Source organism: Haloarcula sp. R1-2, assembly GCF_011627385.1.
In the GTDB taxonomy this organism is placed as follows: Archaea; Halobacteriota; Halobacteria; order Halobacteriales; family Haloarculaceae; genus Haloarcula; species Haloarcula marismortui.
The window spans coordinates 1,457,482-1,472,217 of record NZ_JAANTG010000001.1; the positions used below are offsets into that span (position 1 = coordinate 1,457,482).

Here is a 14,736-nt window from a genome sequence, read left to right on the forward strand (position 1 = left end):
CGCCGCTCGGACCGATAAAAATTGTCACTAACCTGATTTGTTTTGGCTGACCTAAACGGGCAGCCAGTACGCCGTGGATAGCGACTCAGGTGCCTAATTGACCGATTCAACGTGGATACCGACAATGATACGACACGGTCGACGCCGCGGCCCAGTTATTACCAGAGCTGTGACATTATCTATCCGTGGGCACCGTCCACATCGCACTCGAACCGGGAGCTGTGAGGCACACGCTCACAGCGACACCGACTCGACGGTCCGGTACGTCGGGCCGCCAGGCCCACGCTCACTCTCTTTCAGTCGGATTTCCGTGACCTGCAGGCATCCCACGTCAGGGTCGTCGTTCTCGACGATGTTCTGTACTGTCTCTTTGCCCCCAGCGTGGTCCATTCTGGCGATGGTTGCATGCGGCGTGAACTCGTGATCCTCCGAGTCGAACCCCATCGCGACGGTCCTGTCTTCGATAGCTTCGTGCAGCGCAGTCAGTTCTGGGCCGCCCTGACCGTCGCGAACGCCGACCCAGACGACGCTGATGTAGGACAGCGACGGAAAGACGCCGAGACCGCCGATCTCGGCTTCGAACGGCTCGACACCGCTGTCTTCGACCGCGGCTTCGAGGGCGGCGACAACATCAGCAACCCGGTCCGGCGCGGTGTCACCGAGGAACTTCAGCGTGACGTGGGCCTGCCCGGGGTCGGTCAGTCGAAGGCCCGACACGCCGTCGAACCGGTCCTGAACGGCCGCCACAGCGTCGCCCAGCCCGTCGAGGTCAACGCTGACGAACAGGCGATTTGACATATGCGAGGATTGCGGACCGGTCCGCAAGAAAGCAACGGATACCGCGGTCAGGGCCCCGAAAACGACCGCAAGGATGTCCCCATGAAGACGATGAACGCATCCGACATCAGCGAGTCCCGAATGGCCGGGAATCCGGACGCTTGCCGCCTGAATCCTGACGAGTCGTGGACGTAGCCCTTAACCGGATTGGCCGTCAATCAGGAGGTATGACAGACAACGACGACGATCACGCCTTCTCCGAAGGGCAGGGATTCGACGACCCTTACGAGGGGTTCGATCTCGAACCGCCAGAGTTCGAGGTGGACCCGGACAAGGTCGACCCCGTCGACTCCCGTGTTATCACTGACCTACTGGACCAGCGGAACATCTCCTCTGACGCCGTCGACCCCGGGCAACTGCTCGATGTCGGTCTGGAGTATATGCACATCAACCGCCACGAACAGGCCGCCGAAACCTTCGAACGGGTCGCCCAGTACACGGACGACGACCGACTCAAGCAGGAAGCCTGGACGAACAAGGGCGCGGCCCACGCGGAACTTGAAGAGTGGGACGCCGCCATCGGCGCGTACAAGGAAGCCCTTAACTTCGACGAGGAGTCCGACCACGCCGCTACGGCCGAGACGAACCTCGCATACGCGCTGTGGAAATCCGGCCGCTCCGAACAGGCGCTCGAACACGCCGAGCGCGCCGTCGAAATCGACCCCCGCTTCGGTGAGGGCTGGTACAACCGCGGCTTCTTCCTGCTCGAACGCGGGCTGGCCGACGAAGCTATCGACGCGTTCGACAACGCGGTCCGCCTCGGCTTCCGCAACGCCGACGTGCTCGAAGAAAAGGCCCGCGCCCTCGAAGAGGTCGGCGAGTTCGACCGCGCCGAGGAACTGGCCGAGGAGGTCGACGAGATGCGCGAGGAGGCCGAACAGCAGTTGCTTGAATGATACTCAACGAACGCGACACCGACGAGGGGTTGCTCGTCTCCGTCTGTGACCCCGACATCATGGGCGAAACGTTCGAGAACGGCCCCGTATCGCTCACCGTCAACGAGGAGTTCTACGGCGGCGAAACGGCTACCGAAGACGAAATCGTCGATAGTCTCGCCCGCTGTTCGGTCGCCAACATTGTCGGTGACGACGCTGTCAACGTTGCCGTCGAGCACGGCTTCGTCGACGAGGAGAACGTCCTCGATCTGGGCGAGACGCGCCACGCGCAACTGCTCTGGATGTAACTGCGGACACTACTGGAAGCCCGACCCCGACAGTCTTTGCGAACGCCCATCGAGGGGGACGTATGTATTCCCGAGACCACGCTATCGTCTCTGCGGCCGTCGGGGCTGCCGGCGTTGTCGTTTTGCCGATCCCGCTCTCCTGGTGGGCCGCTGTCGGCTACGCAGTGGTTGTCGGCGTCGCCATCGACTTCGATCATTTCGCCGTTGCCCGAGTAGAAACCGGCGACTGGGCCGCACTCCGTCGCTGTCTCCGGAACCCGAAGATCGTGATGTTCGACCAAAATGAAATCTTCGGCCCACAGGACCTCTGGCCGCTCCAGCGACTCCTCAGCCATCACCTCATCGGCGGCGTGGTCGTGTTCGGTATCTGGCTCGTCTCCGAGCCGCTAGCGCTGTTTACTGCCGTCGTGCTGTACGCGCACATCCTCGGCGATCTCGTCTGGGACAACTACCTGCTTGAGACCTATCGGGAACAGCACGCGATGGCCGCCAAATCCGTGTCTGAGTCCGACTCTGACTCCGGATAGGGCAAAGAAACGGCCGCTACCGGCCGAGAAGAGTTCTAGGTGAACCGAAGGAATGTTGCCTGTTGAGCCCCTGAACAGAACTAATGGGACACGCTGAATCTGAAGTACTTGACGTGGAGCGTCTCCGCGAGGACTTCCCCATCCTCCAGCGCGAGTTCGGCGGCGAGCAAGTGGTGTATCTCGACAACGCGGCCACCACGCAGACGCCCGAACCGGTCGTTGAGACCATCGCCGACTACTACCGGACGACCAACGCCAACGTCCACCGCGGCCTCCACCAACTCAGTCAGGAGGCTAGCGTCGCCTACGAGGACGCCCACGACCGCGTCGCCGAGTTCATCGGTGCCTCTGGCGAGCGCGAGGAAATCGTCTTTACGAAGAACACGACGGAGAGTGAGAACCTCGTCGCATATGCCTGGGGCCTGAACGAGCTCGGTCCCGAAGACGAGGTCGTTCTCACGGAGATGGAACACCACGCCTCGCTGGTCACCTGGCAGCAAATCGCCAAGAAGACCGGTGCGACCTGCCGCTATATCCGTGTCGACGAGGACGGGACGCTGGACATGGACCACGCCCGCGAGATCATCACCGACGACACCGCGATGGTCAGTGTCGTCCACGTCTCGAACACGCTCGGCACGGTCAATCCCGTCTCGGAACTAGCGGACATCGCCCACGACCACGATTCGTACATCTTCGTCGACGGCGCACAGTCGGTCCCGAACCGCCCAGTCGACGTGGAAGCCATCGATGCCGACTTCCTGGCCTTTTCCGGGCACAAGATGGCCGGTCCGACCGGCATCGGCGTCCTCTACGGCAAGAAACACATTCTTGAGGAGATGGAGCCGTACCTCTACGGCGGCGAGATGATCAAGAAAGTCACCTTCGAGGATGCCTCGTGGAACGACCTTCCGTGGAAGTTCGAGGCCGGCACCCCAGTCATCGCGCAGGGCATCGCGCTGGCAGAGGCCTGTGACTACCTCGACGACATCGGCATGGAACGGATCCAGCGCCACGAGGAACAACTCGCCCAGTACACACTGGAACAGCTCCGTGAAGAGGGTGACGTGGAAACGTACGGTCCGTCTGTGGGAACAGAGCGCGGTGGCCTCGTCTCGTTCAACCTCGATTCGGTCCACGCCCACGACCTCTCCTCGATCCTCAACGACTCCGCCGTCGCCATCCGCGCTGGCGACCACTGCACGCAGCCGCTCCACGACAAGATGGGCGTCCCCGCCTCTGCGCGAGCCTCGTTCTACATCTACAACACGCGTGAGGAAGTGGACAAGCTCGTGTCGGCTATCGACGACGCCCGGCAGTTGTTCGCGTAATCGGGCGCTCAGTCCCTATATGGGATGTAACTGGTGGTATTTTCAGTTGTAATATAGTGCCGGTGTGCACGGCAGCTATATGACACTCCGCCTATAATTTTTGACAGGACGATGACTGATACCGATGAGACGGAGTCATCACTGACGCCGGAATCACTCGATTACACGCACCTCCCCGAGCAGAAAATGTACAAGATGTCGCTTGACGACGCCAGCCACTTCGAGCAGGGCAGTGGCGACATCCGGACGTATCCGGTGTGTACCACGAACGAATTCAAGCTGCTGTACTTCGAGATGGACCCTGACGCGGTCATCGACTGGCACACGCACGCGCCCAGTTTCGACGAGGTGTGTCTGTGTCTCGATGGTGCCGCCAGATACACGCTGAAACGCGAAGACGGAAGCGAGCAGGTGCTCCGGGCTGAACCACGCGAGGTCGTCTATCTACCCGGTGGGGCCCGACACAAGATCGAGGCAGTGGGTGAAACCGGTCACGAGGGACTGGTCACAATGCCGCCGGACTCTGTCGGACGCCTCGAATTGCTCGACGGGGCTGCACCGTACCAGACAGACGACCGGCCGATTGCACTGTGGGTCGACCGGATCCGTGATGAGGTCGTCAAGAAGGACGAGAACGCCGTCACGGAGTAGATCCACTGGGCATCGATCAGTGGGACTCATCTGCAGCGAGATAAATGACGGCTAGCTTATACAGCGCCGGATTCGGAGTCGCAATCGGTCGGGCTGCCCGGACGGCCGCAAGTGCGTCAGAAAGCGGCCGGGTCTCTTCGGCAGCGATAGCTGTCGCGATCAGCGTCGCACTCCGGGAGACGCCGGCTTTGCAGTGAATCAGCGCCGGGCCGTCCGCTCGGGCGAAGCGCCGGGCAGTATCGACGGCCGCTTCGAACGCCGCCCATTCGTTGCCCGAGCCATCGATAAGCGGGTGGTGGGCGGTCGTGAGCGGATAAGACTCACTCGTCGCCGAAAGCACGTGTTCGAAGGACTGGTCGTGCACCCCGCGTGCCGCGTGTTTGTTGCCGAGATACAGCGTCCGGTCGCCGATCTGGCGAATCACCGGCTCATCGCTGACGAACCCCACGGGGCGAACGGCATGGTCAGTCGGAGACGGAGCAGTGTTCTCTCCCACGGGCTCACAGAACGGAGCTAGATTAGTAAATACTACCTACTGGCAGAAGGGAGTCTGTCGGTTCTCACAGGCCGTCAACGCGGCTCCTATCACAGGACATCGGACATGCGAATCGATACCTCGGAACGTTTTTCCGACTGACAGCCGTATCATAGTTCAATTATGGGTATCGGTGGCTCGGATATGTACCGGCAGCAGATCCTCGATCACTACAAGAACCCCCGGAACTACGGGGAGATCGAGGACCCAACGTTTACCCACATCGGTGAGAACCCGATGTGCGGCGATGAAATACGGATGGATGTCGTCCTCGACGAAGACGAGGAAACCATCGAGCAGGTCGCCTTCCAAGGCGACGGCTGTGCCATCTCACAGGCCTCCGCGTCGATGCTCTCACAGGAGCTAGCTGGGATGGCGGTCGAAGACCTGAAAGCGATGGACCGCGACGATATCACAGAGATGCTCGGCGTCGACATCTCGCCGATGCGCGTCAAGTGTGCTGTTCTTGCCGAGAAGGTGGCCCAAGACGGGGCAGACATTTTCTTCGGTGAGAAAGATATCGACCGAACGGTGACCGAAGACGACGACTAACGCGGGCGGAACCACCGTCGGTATTCTTTTGACTCCATCTCGGGATAGCACAGGCCATGCCAGGCAACGACTGGGACCCCGACGACTACGACGACCGCCACGGGTTCGTCCACGAACACGGTCAGTCGGTCGTCGACCTGCTGGACCCTCACCCCGGCGAGCAGGTACTGGATGTTGGCTGTGGCACCGGCCACCTGACGGCAGAAATCGCAGACAGCGGTGCCGAGGTGGTCGGCATCGACGCGTCGGCGGAGATGGTCGCACAGGCCAAAGACGCTTATCCGACCTTCACGTTCGAGCAGGCGGACGTACGGTCCTACACCGCCGACAGGCCGTTCGACGCGGTATTTTCGAACGCAGCGCTACACTGGATTCCCGGTGAAGACCACGACGCGGTCCTGTCGACGGTTGCCGACGCGCTGACCGAGAGCGGGCGGTTCGTCGCGGAGTTCGGCGGGCAGGGCAACGTGGCGGCCATAACCGACGCACTCATCGCCGAACTGGATGTGCGGGGCTACGACGCCAGTCGTCCGTGGTACTTCCCGAGTATCGGCGAGTACGCGCCGCGAGTCGAAGCGCATGGGCTCGAACTGCAGTTCTCACGGCTATTCGACCGACCGACGCCGCTCGACGGCGGTGAAGAGGGGCTCCGGAACTGGATTGAGATGTTCGGCGACGAATTCTTCGCCGGTGTCGACGACAGCGAGCAAGCGGCAGTGCTGTCGGCTGTCGAGGACCGGCTCCGCCCGACGCTTTTCGACGGTGACACCTGGGTCGCAGACTACCGACGGCTACGGCTCGTCGCTGGTCGATAGCGGAGAAGTAGGCTGGCTGGTGGCCGTTCGTCAGGCCAGGAACACGTGCCGCGGTCGGTCGGCTAGCACGTCTCGGCCCCAGTCGACCGTCTCCGAGAAGTCATCGGAGCGGAAGAAGGCCATCGCATCCTCCTGTGAGTCCCACTGGCTCGCGATGAACATGTCGTTCTCGTCGTCGTGGTTGAACAGCAGCGAGGTCTCGCGGTGGCCGTCCATCTCTTTGAGCAGACCACCGACAGTGTCGAACTTCTCGACGAAGTCCTCGTGGTATTCTGGCTTGACCGTATAGAACATCCCCATCGTCCCGAACCCGTCGCCCTCGCCGTGACGGCCGACGACGCCGGGGAGGTCAGTGAGATAGTCGCTGGCGGTCTGGGCGGCGTCCTCGGTGTCCCACAGCGACGCGACGGCCGCGACATCGCCGTCGGTGTCGCCGTACACCGTGGTCTGGACGTGCGTGTCGTAGCGCTCGAACGCGCTCCGGAGGTCTGTGACTTCTTCGTCAAGCGTTTCCGCGTCAGCCTCGGAGTACACGACCAGTGCGTACACGTCCTCACCGTGCGGTTGCCCGGCGTAGACGCCCGCCGATTCGAGCGTCTCGCGGATGGACTGGGACGATTCAGCGGCCTGAGCGTCGCTGTCGTGCGCAGTCTCGCTGCCCTCAGTACCCTCGCCGAGGGAGCCGCCGAGCTGTTCGTCGACACCGTCGATATCCTTCAGGAATCCGGCTGCCGTCTCGGCGGCGTCTTTCGCCGTCCAGATGCTGACGACGTACGTCTGGCCACTGTCGGCGCGCACGGCCGTCTGGACGTGGCGGTCGTAGTGGTCGAAGTTGCTCTCGAGGTCGGACACGTCGTCGACGATGTCCTCCGCGTCGGCCGAGGAGTGGAACACCAGCGCGTAGTCGCCGGCGTCGTACGCGTCACCCTCGTGCAGCCCCAGCCGACCGAGTCGCTGTGCGGCGTCGTCTATCTCCTCGAAGTCAGCTGAAACGTCCGGCCGGCCGCCTGAGCTACTCGACGACCCCGAGTCGTCCTCGTCGGACGACTCCTCGGAATGTGGATGGTCGCCCTCGCTGGCGCTCCCGGGGTGGGTGCCGCCGTGGCTGTCGGTGTCTCCGCCGGCGTGTGCTCCTGTCTGTGCACCGCTCGCCGTTGGCTCTTCGGCGTGGCTGTGACTCGCACCGGCATCGGCCGGTGCGTGCTCATGTTCCGCGACGTCCGCCGGTGTCTCCGGAACCGACTCGTCGTCGGTGGGCACCCGCTGGCCAGCCAGAACGGCCGGCAACTCGGACGGGTCGAAGCGCCGGCCGACGTAGAACGGGCCGAACTCGGCGAACTGCGAGGTCGAGGGGTCAAAGCGCATCTCGGTCAGCAGCTCCTTGATGTGGCGCATGTCGTCGCTCCAGAGCGTGATGCCCCACTCCCAGTCGTCAAAGCCGATGGAGCCGGCAATCATCTGGCTCACCTCACTCCCGTAGCCACGGCCGATGTCGCCGTGCCGTTTGATGTGGGCCGCCCGCTCCTCGAAGGACGTGTCGTACCAGTTCTGGTCGGGCTGGCGGCGCTTGCTCATCGGGTAGAAGCAGACAAACTCCTCGTCCGGCACGTCGGGGTGGAGCCGGGCCTGAATGTACTGGGCCAGCCCGGAGTCGTCGTCCACTTCGCCCTCGAAGTACTCGCGGGATTTCTCGGTGTAGCCCGACGCCTCCGTCACAGAGACGTAGGAGAACTCCTGTTCCGTGAAGGCGGCGAACTCTGTCTGCTCGAAATGGCGCTCGGCCGCATCGAGGTCGCCCATCGTCGGCCGCAGGTGGAGAATCATGATGTCGGCCTTGTGGCCCATGACGGTGTACACCGCCGTCTGGCCCTCGTCGGCGTCTTCGACGGCTTCGTACGCGTCGAGGAAGCCGATCCCCTCAGAGAGCGCACGGTCGCGGACTCGCTGGGGAGCCTCGCGCCAAGCATCCCAGTCGATACTCCGGCAATCGTGCAGCGCGTACCAGCCTTCCTCCGTGGCTGGCGGCTTGCGTTGGTCCATAGGTGTCGATTGCAGGTCGACAGTAAGGAAACTTCCCATGTCGTTCCGGGACGGCGACTTCTGAGCCAGCAATTCAGGCTATCCTTTTATTATTCCAACGTGACAGCGAATCAATGTTGTCGCATGAACAACCCAATCGATAGACGGGTCGCAACTGCCCTCCAGTCGTATACGGTACTTGCGGTTATTGCCATTCTCATTGGTGCCGCCGTCGTGCCGTATGCGGCGTCGGTCGCCGAGGGTGACGAACAGTACGTCGCTGTAGTGAATATCGACGAAACGATTTCCAGTTCTAGCTCACAGGACACGGTACAGAAGCTCCGCGAACTCCGCAGCAACGAGTCAGTCGAAGCGGTCGTCCTCCGGATATCGAGTCCCGGGGGAAGCGCCGCCTCCAGTGAGTCAATGTATCTAGCCGTCAAGCGGCTTTCGGCGGAGAAACCGGTGTACACAAGCGTCGACCAGTACGCCGCCTCCGGCGCGTACTACACCGCGGTCCCGAGCGACCGCATCTACGTGACGCCGGCCAGTCTCGTTGGCCACGTGGGTGTCATCGGAACCGCGCCGAGCGACGGTCTGAGCCCCGCCGCCACCACTGGCCCCGACAAGGCCCATCGAGGGATGACGCGCGACCAGTACTACGCGAGCCTCGAATCGATGAAGCGAGCCTTCGTCGGAGCAGTCATGACCGAACGCGGTGACAGGCTCAATGTCTCCCGCGAGACGGTCGCTGAAGCGTCGGCCTATCAGGGCGGTCGCGCGGTCCAGACCGGCTATGCGGATGAGGTCGGTGGACTCGAAGCCGCGATAGCCGGCGCGGCTGGTGCCGCTGATCTCTCGGAGTATCAAGTCGTGTACCACAACCCCGCGGACCCGCGAGGGCTGCTCTTCCTCACTGGCGGGAGTGAGGCCGGCGGGAACGCTACCGTCGCCGCCAAAGGCGCACCGTACACGTTCCAGGGCGTCGACACAGTCCACTTCCTCATGATATACGGCACGCCGGAGAATCAACAGGTCGTCTACAACAGCACCGCACAGGGAGGTGCCTGAAATGGCAGCCAATAGCTCACGTTCGAGTCCGGTCATTCGAGCAGGATTTTTCATCGGGATACTCGTCCTCTCGGTGATTGTCGGCACCGTCGCGATTGGTGGCGGTGCGCAATCGGCCCCCGATGTAAGTCAGGTGAATGCCCCGTCGTTCAACAGCGGCGAATCCGTTGCGACTCCGGCGGACGAGAGCGGTGACCTCTCGATGTCGGCCGACGCGTCCGAGAAAGTCGTCGTTATCGACGTTGCTCACGCCGGCGATATCGACCGCGAAGCGCTCACGCCGCTTGTCTCGACCCTGACCGAGAACGGGGCGACAGTCCGCTATCACGTCGGTGAGCGACAGAGCGGGAGCCCGCTCAACGAGTCGCTCCGCTCGGCTGACGCCCTCGTCGTTCTCGGCGCAGAACAGCGTTACACCGAGAGCGAGCTGAACGGCCTCTCCGCGTTCAGCGACGCGGGCGGTCGCGTACTCTTGCTGAACGAGCCGTCACAGGCGAGTCCCGCCGGCTTGGGACTGTTCGGCCCGATTCGGTCGGATAGCGTAACCAAGCCGATGGCCCCACTGGCGAGCCAGTACGGCCTCTCGTACGGGAACGGCTACCTGTACAACATGCACGAGTACGACACGAACTACCAGAACGTCTACGCGACGCCGACGGGCGATACGGAACTCACCGAAGGCGTCGACCGAGCGGTCTTCTACGCCGCGATCCCGGTCCAGGGCGGTGACACCGCACTCACGACGACGGAACAGACAACGCTCTCGAAGACCCGGCGACAGGACACGTACGGCGTCGTTTCCCGCTCGGGGAACGTCGTCACTGTCGGTGACACGAACGTGTTCACACAGGAGTTCCTCTACCGGGCCGATAACGAGCAACTGGTCGGAAACCTGCTTGATTTCCTCGTCACAGGCGAGAAATCACCCGCAGACGCACCACAGACCGCCGAGTCCGGCGAATCCGGACCTGGCGGATCGCTCCCCGGAACGGGAATGGGTGGCGGCACGGTGCCGTCGGAACCGGATTCGACTCCGGCTCCCGAACCGAATGAGACGATGATGCCCGACGAGTAGGGCATCACCGCCCGCTTTCGTCGGGGACACCGGCAGAACAGGAATAACAAAGCAATTGCCGAACCGCGGCGAGTGCAGTCAGTCGTCGATGTCGAACACGCGGCGCAGTTCGCGCTCGATCTCGTCGACGTATTCCGAGAGCACGGCGTCGAGTTTCTCGTCGTCGACGATGACCGCCGAGAGCCGCTCTGTCGGGTCCTCGGGTAGTTCGACGCTGAACTCGCCGTCCTGGTAAAACGGCTCCGACTCGTTGAGGATTTGCTGGTCGATAGCGTGGACCAGTTCGGAGTCGTACGTGTCGTTCATCCGCTCGAAGGCGTTCTTGTAGGCCTTCTGCAGTTCTGGGAAGTAGTTCGCGTACTTGTCCTCGAACTTCTCGGGATCGAACGTTGTCATTGCCAGAACGGTACAGGGCTGGGGATAAAGATGGCCCGATGTTCAGCGTTGTATCGTGCGTGCGTCCTTCTGCGGGAGATACATCGTGAGGTACGCGACGAAACAGATGCCGAAGATGCCACCCAGAACGAGAAAGACACGGATATCCAGCCCGGCGATAGCTGTGAGAATCTCCTGTAGCGTCGTCCGCGGGTTCGCAAAGCCGAACGTCTCAGTGTAGGCTAGCAGGCCAGCAACGACGACAAGTGCGATATCGAACAGGCCCCGAGAGTCCATCGTGGGGTGTTCGGAGAAGCGGACGTATAGCTTTTATTGCTGATACTGGCGGTGGGAGTCGGACGTTGCGCCGTCGCGCGGGATGTCTCCGCTACGACAGTTGGTCGCTGATAATCTCGTCGGCCGCCTCGATGAACGCCGACTCCTCCCCAGCGGGGATAGTCGCACCCGCCGCGATGTCGTGCCCGCCGCCGTCGCCGCCGACGGACTGAGCGGCGTCACGCATCACGACCGACAGGTCGACGCCCCGGCCGACCAGCGGGCCGGTCGCTCGAGATGACACCTTCGTCTCGTCTTCGTCGGTGCTAGCGAACGCGATGATGGGCTTGTCCGAATCGACACCATCGGTCCCCAGCGCCATCCCGGCGACGATGCCGACGATGGTCTCGCGGATGGCGTCTCCGGCGTCGAACCACTGGACGGTCCCAGCCGGCGTGACGCCGCGCTCCTTGACCAGCGTGAGGCCCTCCGAGAGGTTCCGGCGGTGGTTCGACAGTAGCGTCCGCGCCCGCTCAAGCGGCGCGTCACGCTCGCCGAGACACACTGCCAGCCCCACGTCCGCTCGCTCGTAGCGGGCGGTGGCGTTCAAAAGCGTCGAGAACTCGCTTGCGTCCCGGAGTTCCGTCCCGCGCGGTTCCGCAGTCAGCGTGTAAGTCGTGCCGATGAGTGTCTCTATCTTGTCCGCCGGGACGCCCCGCTCGACAGCACGCTGGACCAGCCCACTGGCGACGGTCTGGCGCTCGTCATCGGAGAGGTCCGCCCAAGTGCGCCAGTTGCCGGCAGACGCGCTCCGCGCGCCTCTCGAAGCCGGTCTCTCATCGCTCGACCGGCCGCCGTCGGCTTTCAACTCCAGCCCGAGGCCTTCAAGGAACCGCGTCGCACCGGCCTGGTCGTTCGAGATGCCCGGTATCGGGACTTCAGTGGCGTATTCGAGCAGTTTCGGCAGCGGTCGGGTCTGTTTGCCGTACAGCGAAAGGTCGGTACCCTCCTCCAGCACGTCGGCCGCGATTCCCTCCTCGACGAGGCCGGCGTTGGCCCCGACGAGTTCGCCGCCGACGGCCTGCATGTCCCCGACCGCGCCGACGACCGCCAGCGCGGCGAGGTCGCGGTTGTCCGTTTCTCCAGTCGAGAGTGCGCGGGCGAGGACGTACGCCGCGCCTGCACCCGAAAGCTCCGACGCGCCATTGATGCCTTCCAGCAGCGGATTGAGATGCGTCTCGAAGTCGGCGTAGCCGTCGGTGGCGACGACCGCGTCGGGGTGGCAATCATCCGGGTCTGACGGCTGGTGATGGTCGGCGATGATTGCCTCGAAATCGCCCGCGGCGACGTGCTCAGAGATCACGTCTAGCTGGCCCGAGCCGAAGTCGGTGAACAAGACAGTGTCGTACTCGCGGGCTGCGATGCTCTCGATTTCGGCGGCGTCGAGTTGCTTCTTGAAGACGGTCTCGACAGGGATGCCGGCCCGTGACAGCGCCGCGGTGGCGATGGCGGCGCTGGTCAGCCCGTCAGCGTCAATGTGGGAGGCCAGCAACACGCGGTCGGCCGCTCGGAGTCGGTCGGCGCAGGCGGCCGCGCGGTCGGCGAGCGCTGGAACGGGGCCGGTCGTAGTCATCGTACCGGGGATAGGTGCGCTCTGGCATAAAAACGTTCAGACGCACGGGCATTCGTAGTAGAGCGGCCTGCCCGGTCAGGCGACCTTCCGCTGGTCGCTGAGTGTGACAGTCTGGTCGGCTGTCTCAACAGTTGTCCGGATGGTTATCCAGCCGTCCGCCTGTTCGATAGCGTAGGCGTCACCGAACGCCAGGTCGACGCGCCGGGTCGTGGTGTAGGATCCGTCTGCTTCGAGTGTCCCGACGTCCTCGGAGCCCTCCCAGACCACGTCGCCACCAGTGGAATTCCCGGCGTAAATCCGTGTGTAGACGGTGATGTCATCCGCCGTACTGTTCTGCTGATTCGTCAGCGTGGAGGTCACGTCACGACAGGTCTGCCCGCACTCTTCGATGGAATCGACGGTGAACGCGAACGGCGGGGTGCTTGCCGCGCCGCCGTCAGAATCCCCAGTATCGCCAGTATCGGTGGTTGTAGTGTCGCTCTCGGTGGCTTCAGCTGTTTCCGTCGGGAACTCCGAGATGTCCTCGCCGCTGCTTTCCGCCTGAAACGGGCCGATACCGGCGACGAACGCCCCGCCGACACCCGCTAGCAAGAGCGCGATGACGCCACCCATAGCAAGTAGCTTCCCGTTCATGTTAGCCACCGACCTCGGCTGCCACGTCACTCATGGCCGGTCCGGGGCTGGCGTCGCTCCCGCTGGCGAGGAACTCCTGAACCGCTTCGACGATCGCCGTCACGAAGTCAGGGACCTGATCCGGAAGGCCGCCGGGCGGGCCGACGGCGTTCGTCGTGTCGTCCCCGTCGGCTGCCGGTACGGCCGCGGCCGCACCAGTGAGGAGTGTCAGTGCGAGCGCCAGCGTCCCGACCGTGCGCAGTAGAGTTCGTGTCATCGTCACGTGTTCGTTGCTCTTGGCACCTCATCAAGTAGCCAGACAGTAAGGTCGAATAGTCACTGATTTCAGTCGTTTTAGCCGATTAAACTCGTCCTAAACCGAGTGAAACCCTGTTATTATAACCGCATCAGTCCTACTCTGTGACATGAATGCTGTTACGACCAAGCTACAGTCGGAGCCGAATCGAGTTATCTGCCTAACGGAGCGGTCCCGATGAGCCTCCTCCGGCGGTTCGCGTTCGCGATCCGCGCCAAACTCAACGCGCTGCTCAATCGGACATCGGACCCGGCGGCGGAGCTAGATTACTCCTACGAACAGATGCGGGACGAACTGCAGGACGTGACTCGCGGTATCGCCGACGTGACGACTCAGAAGAAACGGCTGGAGATACACCGAACCCGGTTGCGGTCGAACGTCGAGAAACACGACACACAGGCCCGGGCCGCCCTGCAGGAGGGTCGTGACGACCTCGCGCGCCGGGCACTGGAGAAAAAGCAGGTGAACGTCAGCCAGATAACGGAGCTGACGGGGCAGATAGACGATTTACAGGAGACACAGGACCGACTGGTCGGCAAGCGGGCCGAACTGAGCAGCCAGATAGAGCAGTTCCGGACGAAAAAAGAGACGATGAAAGCCCGCTATCAGGCCGCCGAAGCGTCGGCGCGGGTCTCGGAGGCGTTTACCGGTGCTGGCGATACGATGGCCGACGTACACCGCTCCATCGAACGCGCCACGGAACGCACGGAACAGATGGAGGCACGCGCGGCCGCACTGGAGGAACTCGAAGCCAGCGGCCAGCTTGAATCCGTACTCGACGAGGGCGATTCAATCGACCAGGAACTCGACCGCCTCTCCGGCGAGCGGGCCGTCGAGAACGAACTGGCGACGCTGCGGGCTGAGATGGACAACCGCAAAGCCGTCGAAGAAGCCACAGAGTAGCTCGGGGAGACGGCAAAACCGAACC

19 protein-coding genes are annotated in these 14,736 nt (G+C 62.9%); 11 read left to right on the forward strand and 8 right to left on the reverse strand.

Annotation, left to right across the window (positions count from 1 at the left end; all coding sequences use genetic code 11):
- Nucleotides 1-234 precede the first annotated feature (234 nt).
- A complete protein-coding gene (thpR, locus tag G9C82_RS07430; RefSeq protein WP_127013742.1) occupies nucleotides 235-798 on the reverse strand; it encodes an RNA 2',3'-cyclic phosphodiesterase in 564 nt (187 codons plus the stop codon).
- On the opposite strand from thpR, the gene G9C82_RS07435 reads away from it, so the two are divergent.
- The 6 genes from G9C82_RS07435 (at nucleotide 799) to G9C82_RS07460 (ending at nucleotide 4,529) form a co-directional block, all read left to right on the forward strand.
- Entirely contained in the window at nucleotides 799-972 is a 174-nt protein-coding gene (locus G9C82_RS07435) for a hypothetical protein (protein ID WP_164734744.1), read from the forward strand.
- 32 nt (nucleotides 973-1,004) lie between these two features.
- Entirely contained in the window at nucleotides 1,005-1,733 is a 729-nt protein-coding gene (locus G9C82_RS07440) for a tetratricopeptide repeat protein (protein ID WP_127013743.1), read from the forward strand.
- Nucleotides 1,730-2,020 (forward strand): DUF424 domain-containing protein, encoded by a 291-nt coding sequence (locus G9C82_RS07445; RefSeq protein WP_004594041.1) that lies wholly within the window; start codon nucleotides 1,730-1,732, stop codon nucleotides 2,018-2,020. The genes G9C82_RS07440 and G9C82_RS07445 overlap by 4 nt, the downstream gene beginning before the upstream one ends.
- Before the next feature lie 62 nt (nucleotides 2,021-2,082).
- Complete coding sequence (locus G9C82_RS07450) at nucleotides 2,083-2,547, forward strand: hypothetical protein (RefSeq protein WP_127013744.1); 465 nt, start codon at nucleotides 2,083-2,085, stop codon at nucleotides 2,545-2,547.
- Between the two features lie 83 nt (nucleotides 2,548-2,630).
- On the forward strand, nucleotides 2,631-3,878 hold the full coding sequence (locus G9C82_RS07455) for an aminotransferase class V-fold PLP-dependent enzyme (RefSeq protein WP_007189630.1): 1,248 nt from the start codon (nucleotides 2,631-2,633) through the stop codon (nucleotides 3,876-3,878).
- Between the two features lie 111 nt (nucleotides 3,879-3,989).
- Complete coding sequence (locus G9C82_RS07460) at nucleotides 3,990-4,529, forward strand: cupin domain-containing protein (protein WP_127013745.1); 540 nt, start codon at nucleotides 3,990-3,992, stop codon at nucleotides 4,527-4,529.
- Nucleotides 4,530-4,545: 16 nt separating this feature from the next.
- On the opposite strand, the gene G9C82_RS07465 is transcribed toward G9C82_RS07460, so the two are convergent.
- Entirely contained in the window at nucleotides 4,546-5,025 is a 480-nt protein-coding gene (locus tag G9C82_RS07465) for a dual specificity protein phosphatase family protein (RefSeq protein WP_127013746.1), read from the reverse strand.
- Nucleotides 5,026-5,187: 162 nt separating this feature from the next.
- On the opposite strand from G9C82_RS07465, the gene sufU reads away from it, so the two are divergent.
- Both sufU and G9C82_RS07475 read left to right on the forward strand, forming a co-directional pair.
- Nucleotides 5,188-5,616: a Fe-S cluster assembly sulfur transfer protein SufU gene (gene sufU / locus G9C82_RS07470; RefSeq protein ID WP_004964685.1), complete on the forward strand. Its 429-nt coding sequence runs from the start codon at nucleotides 5,188-5,190 to the stop codon at nucleotides 5,614-5,616.
- 56 nt (nucleotides 5,617-5,672) lie between these two features.
- Complete coding sequence (locus G9C82_RS07475; protein ID WP_127013747.1) at nucleotides 5,673-6,431, forward strand: trans-aconitate 2-methyltransferase; 759 nt, start codon at nucleotides 5,673-5,675, stop codon at nucleotides 6,429-6,431.
- A 30-nt stretch (nucleotides 6,432-6,461) separates the two neighbouring features.
- On the opposite strand, the gene G9C82_RS07480 is transcribed toward G9C82_RS07475, so the two are convergent.
- Nucleotides 6,462-8,471: a heme-binding protein gene (locus G9C82_RS07480; protein ID WP_127013748.1), complete on the reverse strand. Its 2,010-nt coding sequence runs from the start codon at nucleotides 8,469-8,471 to the stop codon at nucleotides 6,462-6,464.
- 123 nt (nucleotides 8,472-8,594) lie between these two features.
- Here G9C82_RS07480 and G9C82_RS07485 point away from each other — a divergent pair, with 123 nt between their 5' ends.
- The gene (locus G9C82_RS07485; RefSeq protein ID WP_004964694.1) at nucleotides 8,595-9,521 is read left to right on the forward strand and encodes a S49 family peptidase; all 927 of its coding nucleotides are present in this window, start codon (nucleotides 8,595-8,597) and stop codon (nucleotides 9,519-9,521) included.
- A 1-nt stretch (nucleotide 9,522) separates the two neighbouring features.
- Nucleotides 9,523-10,596 carry a DUF4350 domain-containing protein gene (locus G9C82_RS07490; protein ID WP_127013749.1) on the forward strand — a complete coding sequence of 358 codons (1,074 nt, stop codon included), beginning with the start codon at nucleotides 9,523-9,525 and terminating at the stop codon, nucleotides 10,594-10,596.
- Nucleotides 10,597-10,674: 78 nt separating this feature from the next.
- Here the strand turns inward: G9C82_RS07490 and G9C82_RS07495 are convergent, their stop codons facing one another.
- The 5 genes from G9C82_RS07495 to G9C82_RS07515 form a co-directional block, all read right to left on the reverse strand.
- On the reverse strand, nucleotides 10,675-10,992 hold the full coding sequence (locus G9C82_RS07495) for a DUF5783 family protein (protein WP_127013750.1): 318 nt from the start codon (nucleotides 10,990-10,992) through the stop codon (nucleotides 10,675-10,677).
- Nucleotides 10,993-11,034: 42 nt separating this feature from the next.
- The gene (locus tag G9C82_RS07500) at nucleotides 11,035-11,268 is read right to left on the reverse strand and encodes a hypothetical protein (RefSeq protein WP_004964704.1); all 234 of its coding nucleotides are present in this window, start codon (nucleotides 11,266-11,268) and stop codon (nucleotides 11,035-11,037) included.
- A gap of 91 nt (nucleotides 11,269-11,359) precedes the next feature.
- Entirely contained in the window at nucleotides 11,360-12,880 is a 1,521-nt protein-coding gene (locus tag G9C82_RS07505) for a DHH family phosphoesterase (protein ID WP_127013751.1), read from the reverse strand.
- A 75-nt stretch (nucleotides 12,881-12,955) separates the two neighbouring features.
- Entirely contained in the window at nucleotides 12,956-13,513 is a 558-nt protein-coding gene (locus tag G9C82_RS07510; RefSeq protein WP_164734745.1) for a hypothetical protein, read from the reverse strand.
- 1 nt (nucleotide 13,514) lies between these two features.
- Nucleotides 13,515-13,769: a hypothetical protein gene (locus G9C82_RS07515; RefSeq protein ID WP_007189639.1), complete on the reverse strand. Its 255-nt coding sequence runs from the start codon at nucleotides 13,767-13,769 to the stop codon at nucleotides 13,515-13,517.
- A gap of 216 nt (nucleotides 13,770-13,985) precedes the next feature.
- Here G9C82_RS07515 and G9C82_RS07520 point away from each other — a divergent pair, with 216 nt between their 5' ends.
- The gene (locus G9C82_RS07520; RefSeq protein ID WP_007189640.1) at nucleotides 13,986-14,711 is read left to right on the forward strand and encodes a PspA/IM30 family protein; all 726 of its coding nucleotides are present in this window, start codon (nucleotides 13,986-13,988) and stop codon (nucleotides 14,709-14,711) included.
- The last annotated feature ends 25 nt before the right edge of the window (nucleotides 14,712-14,736 follow it).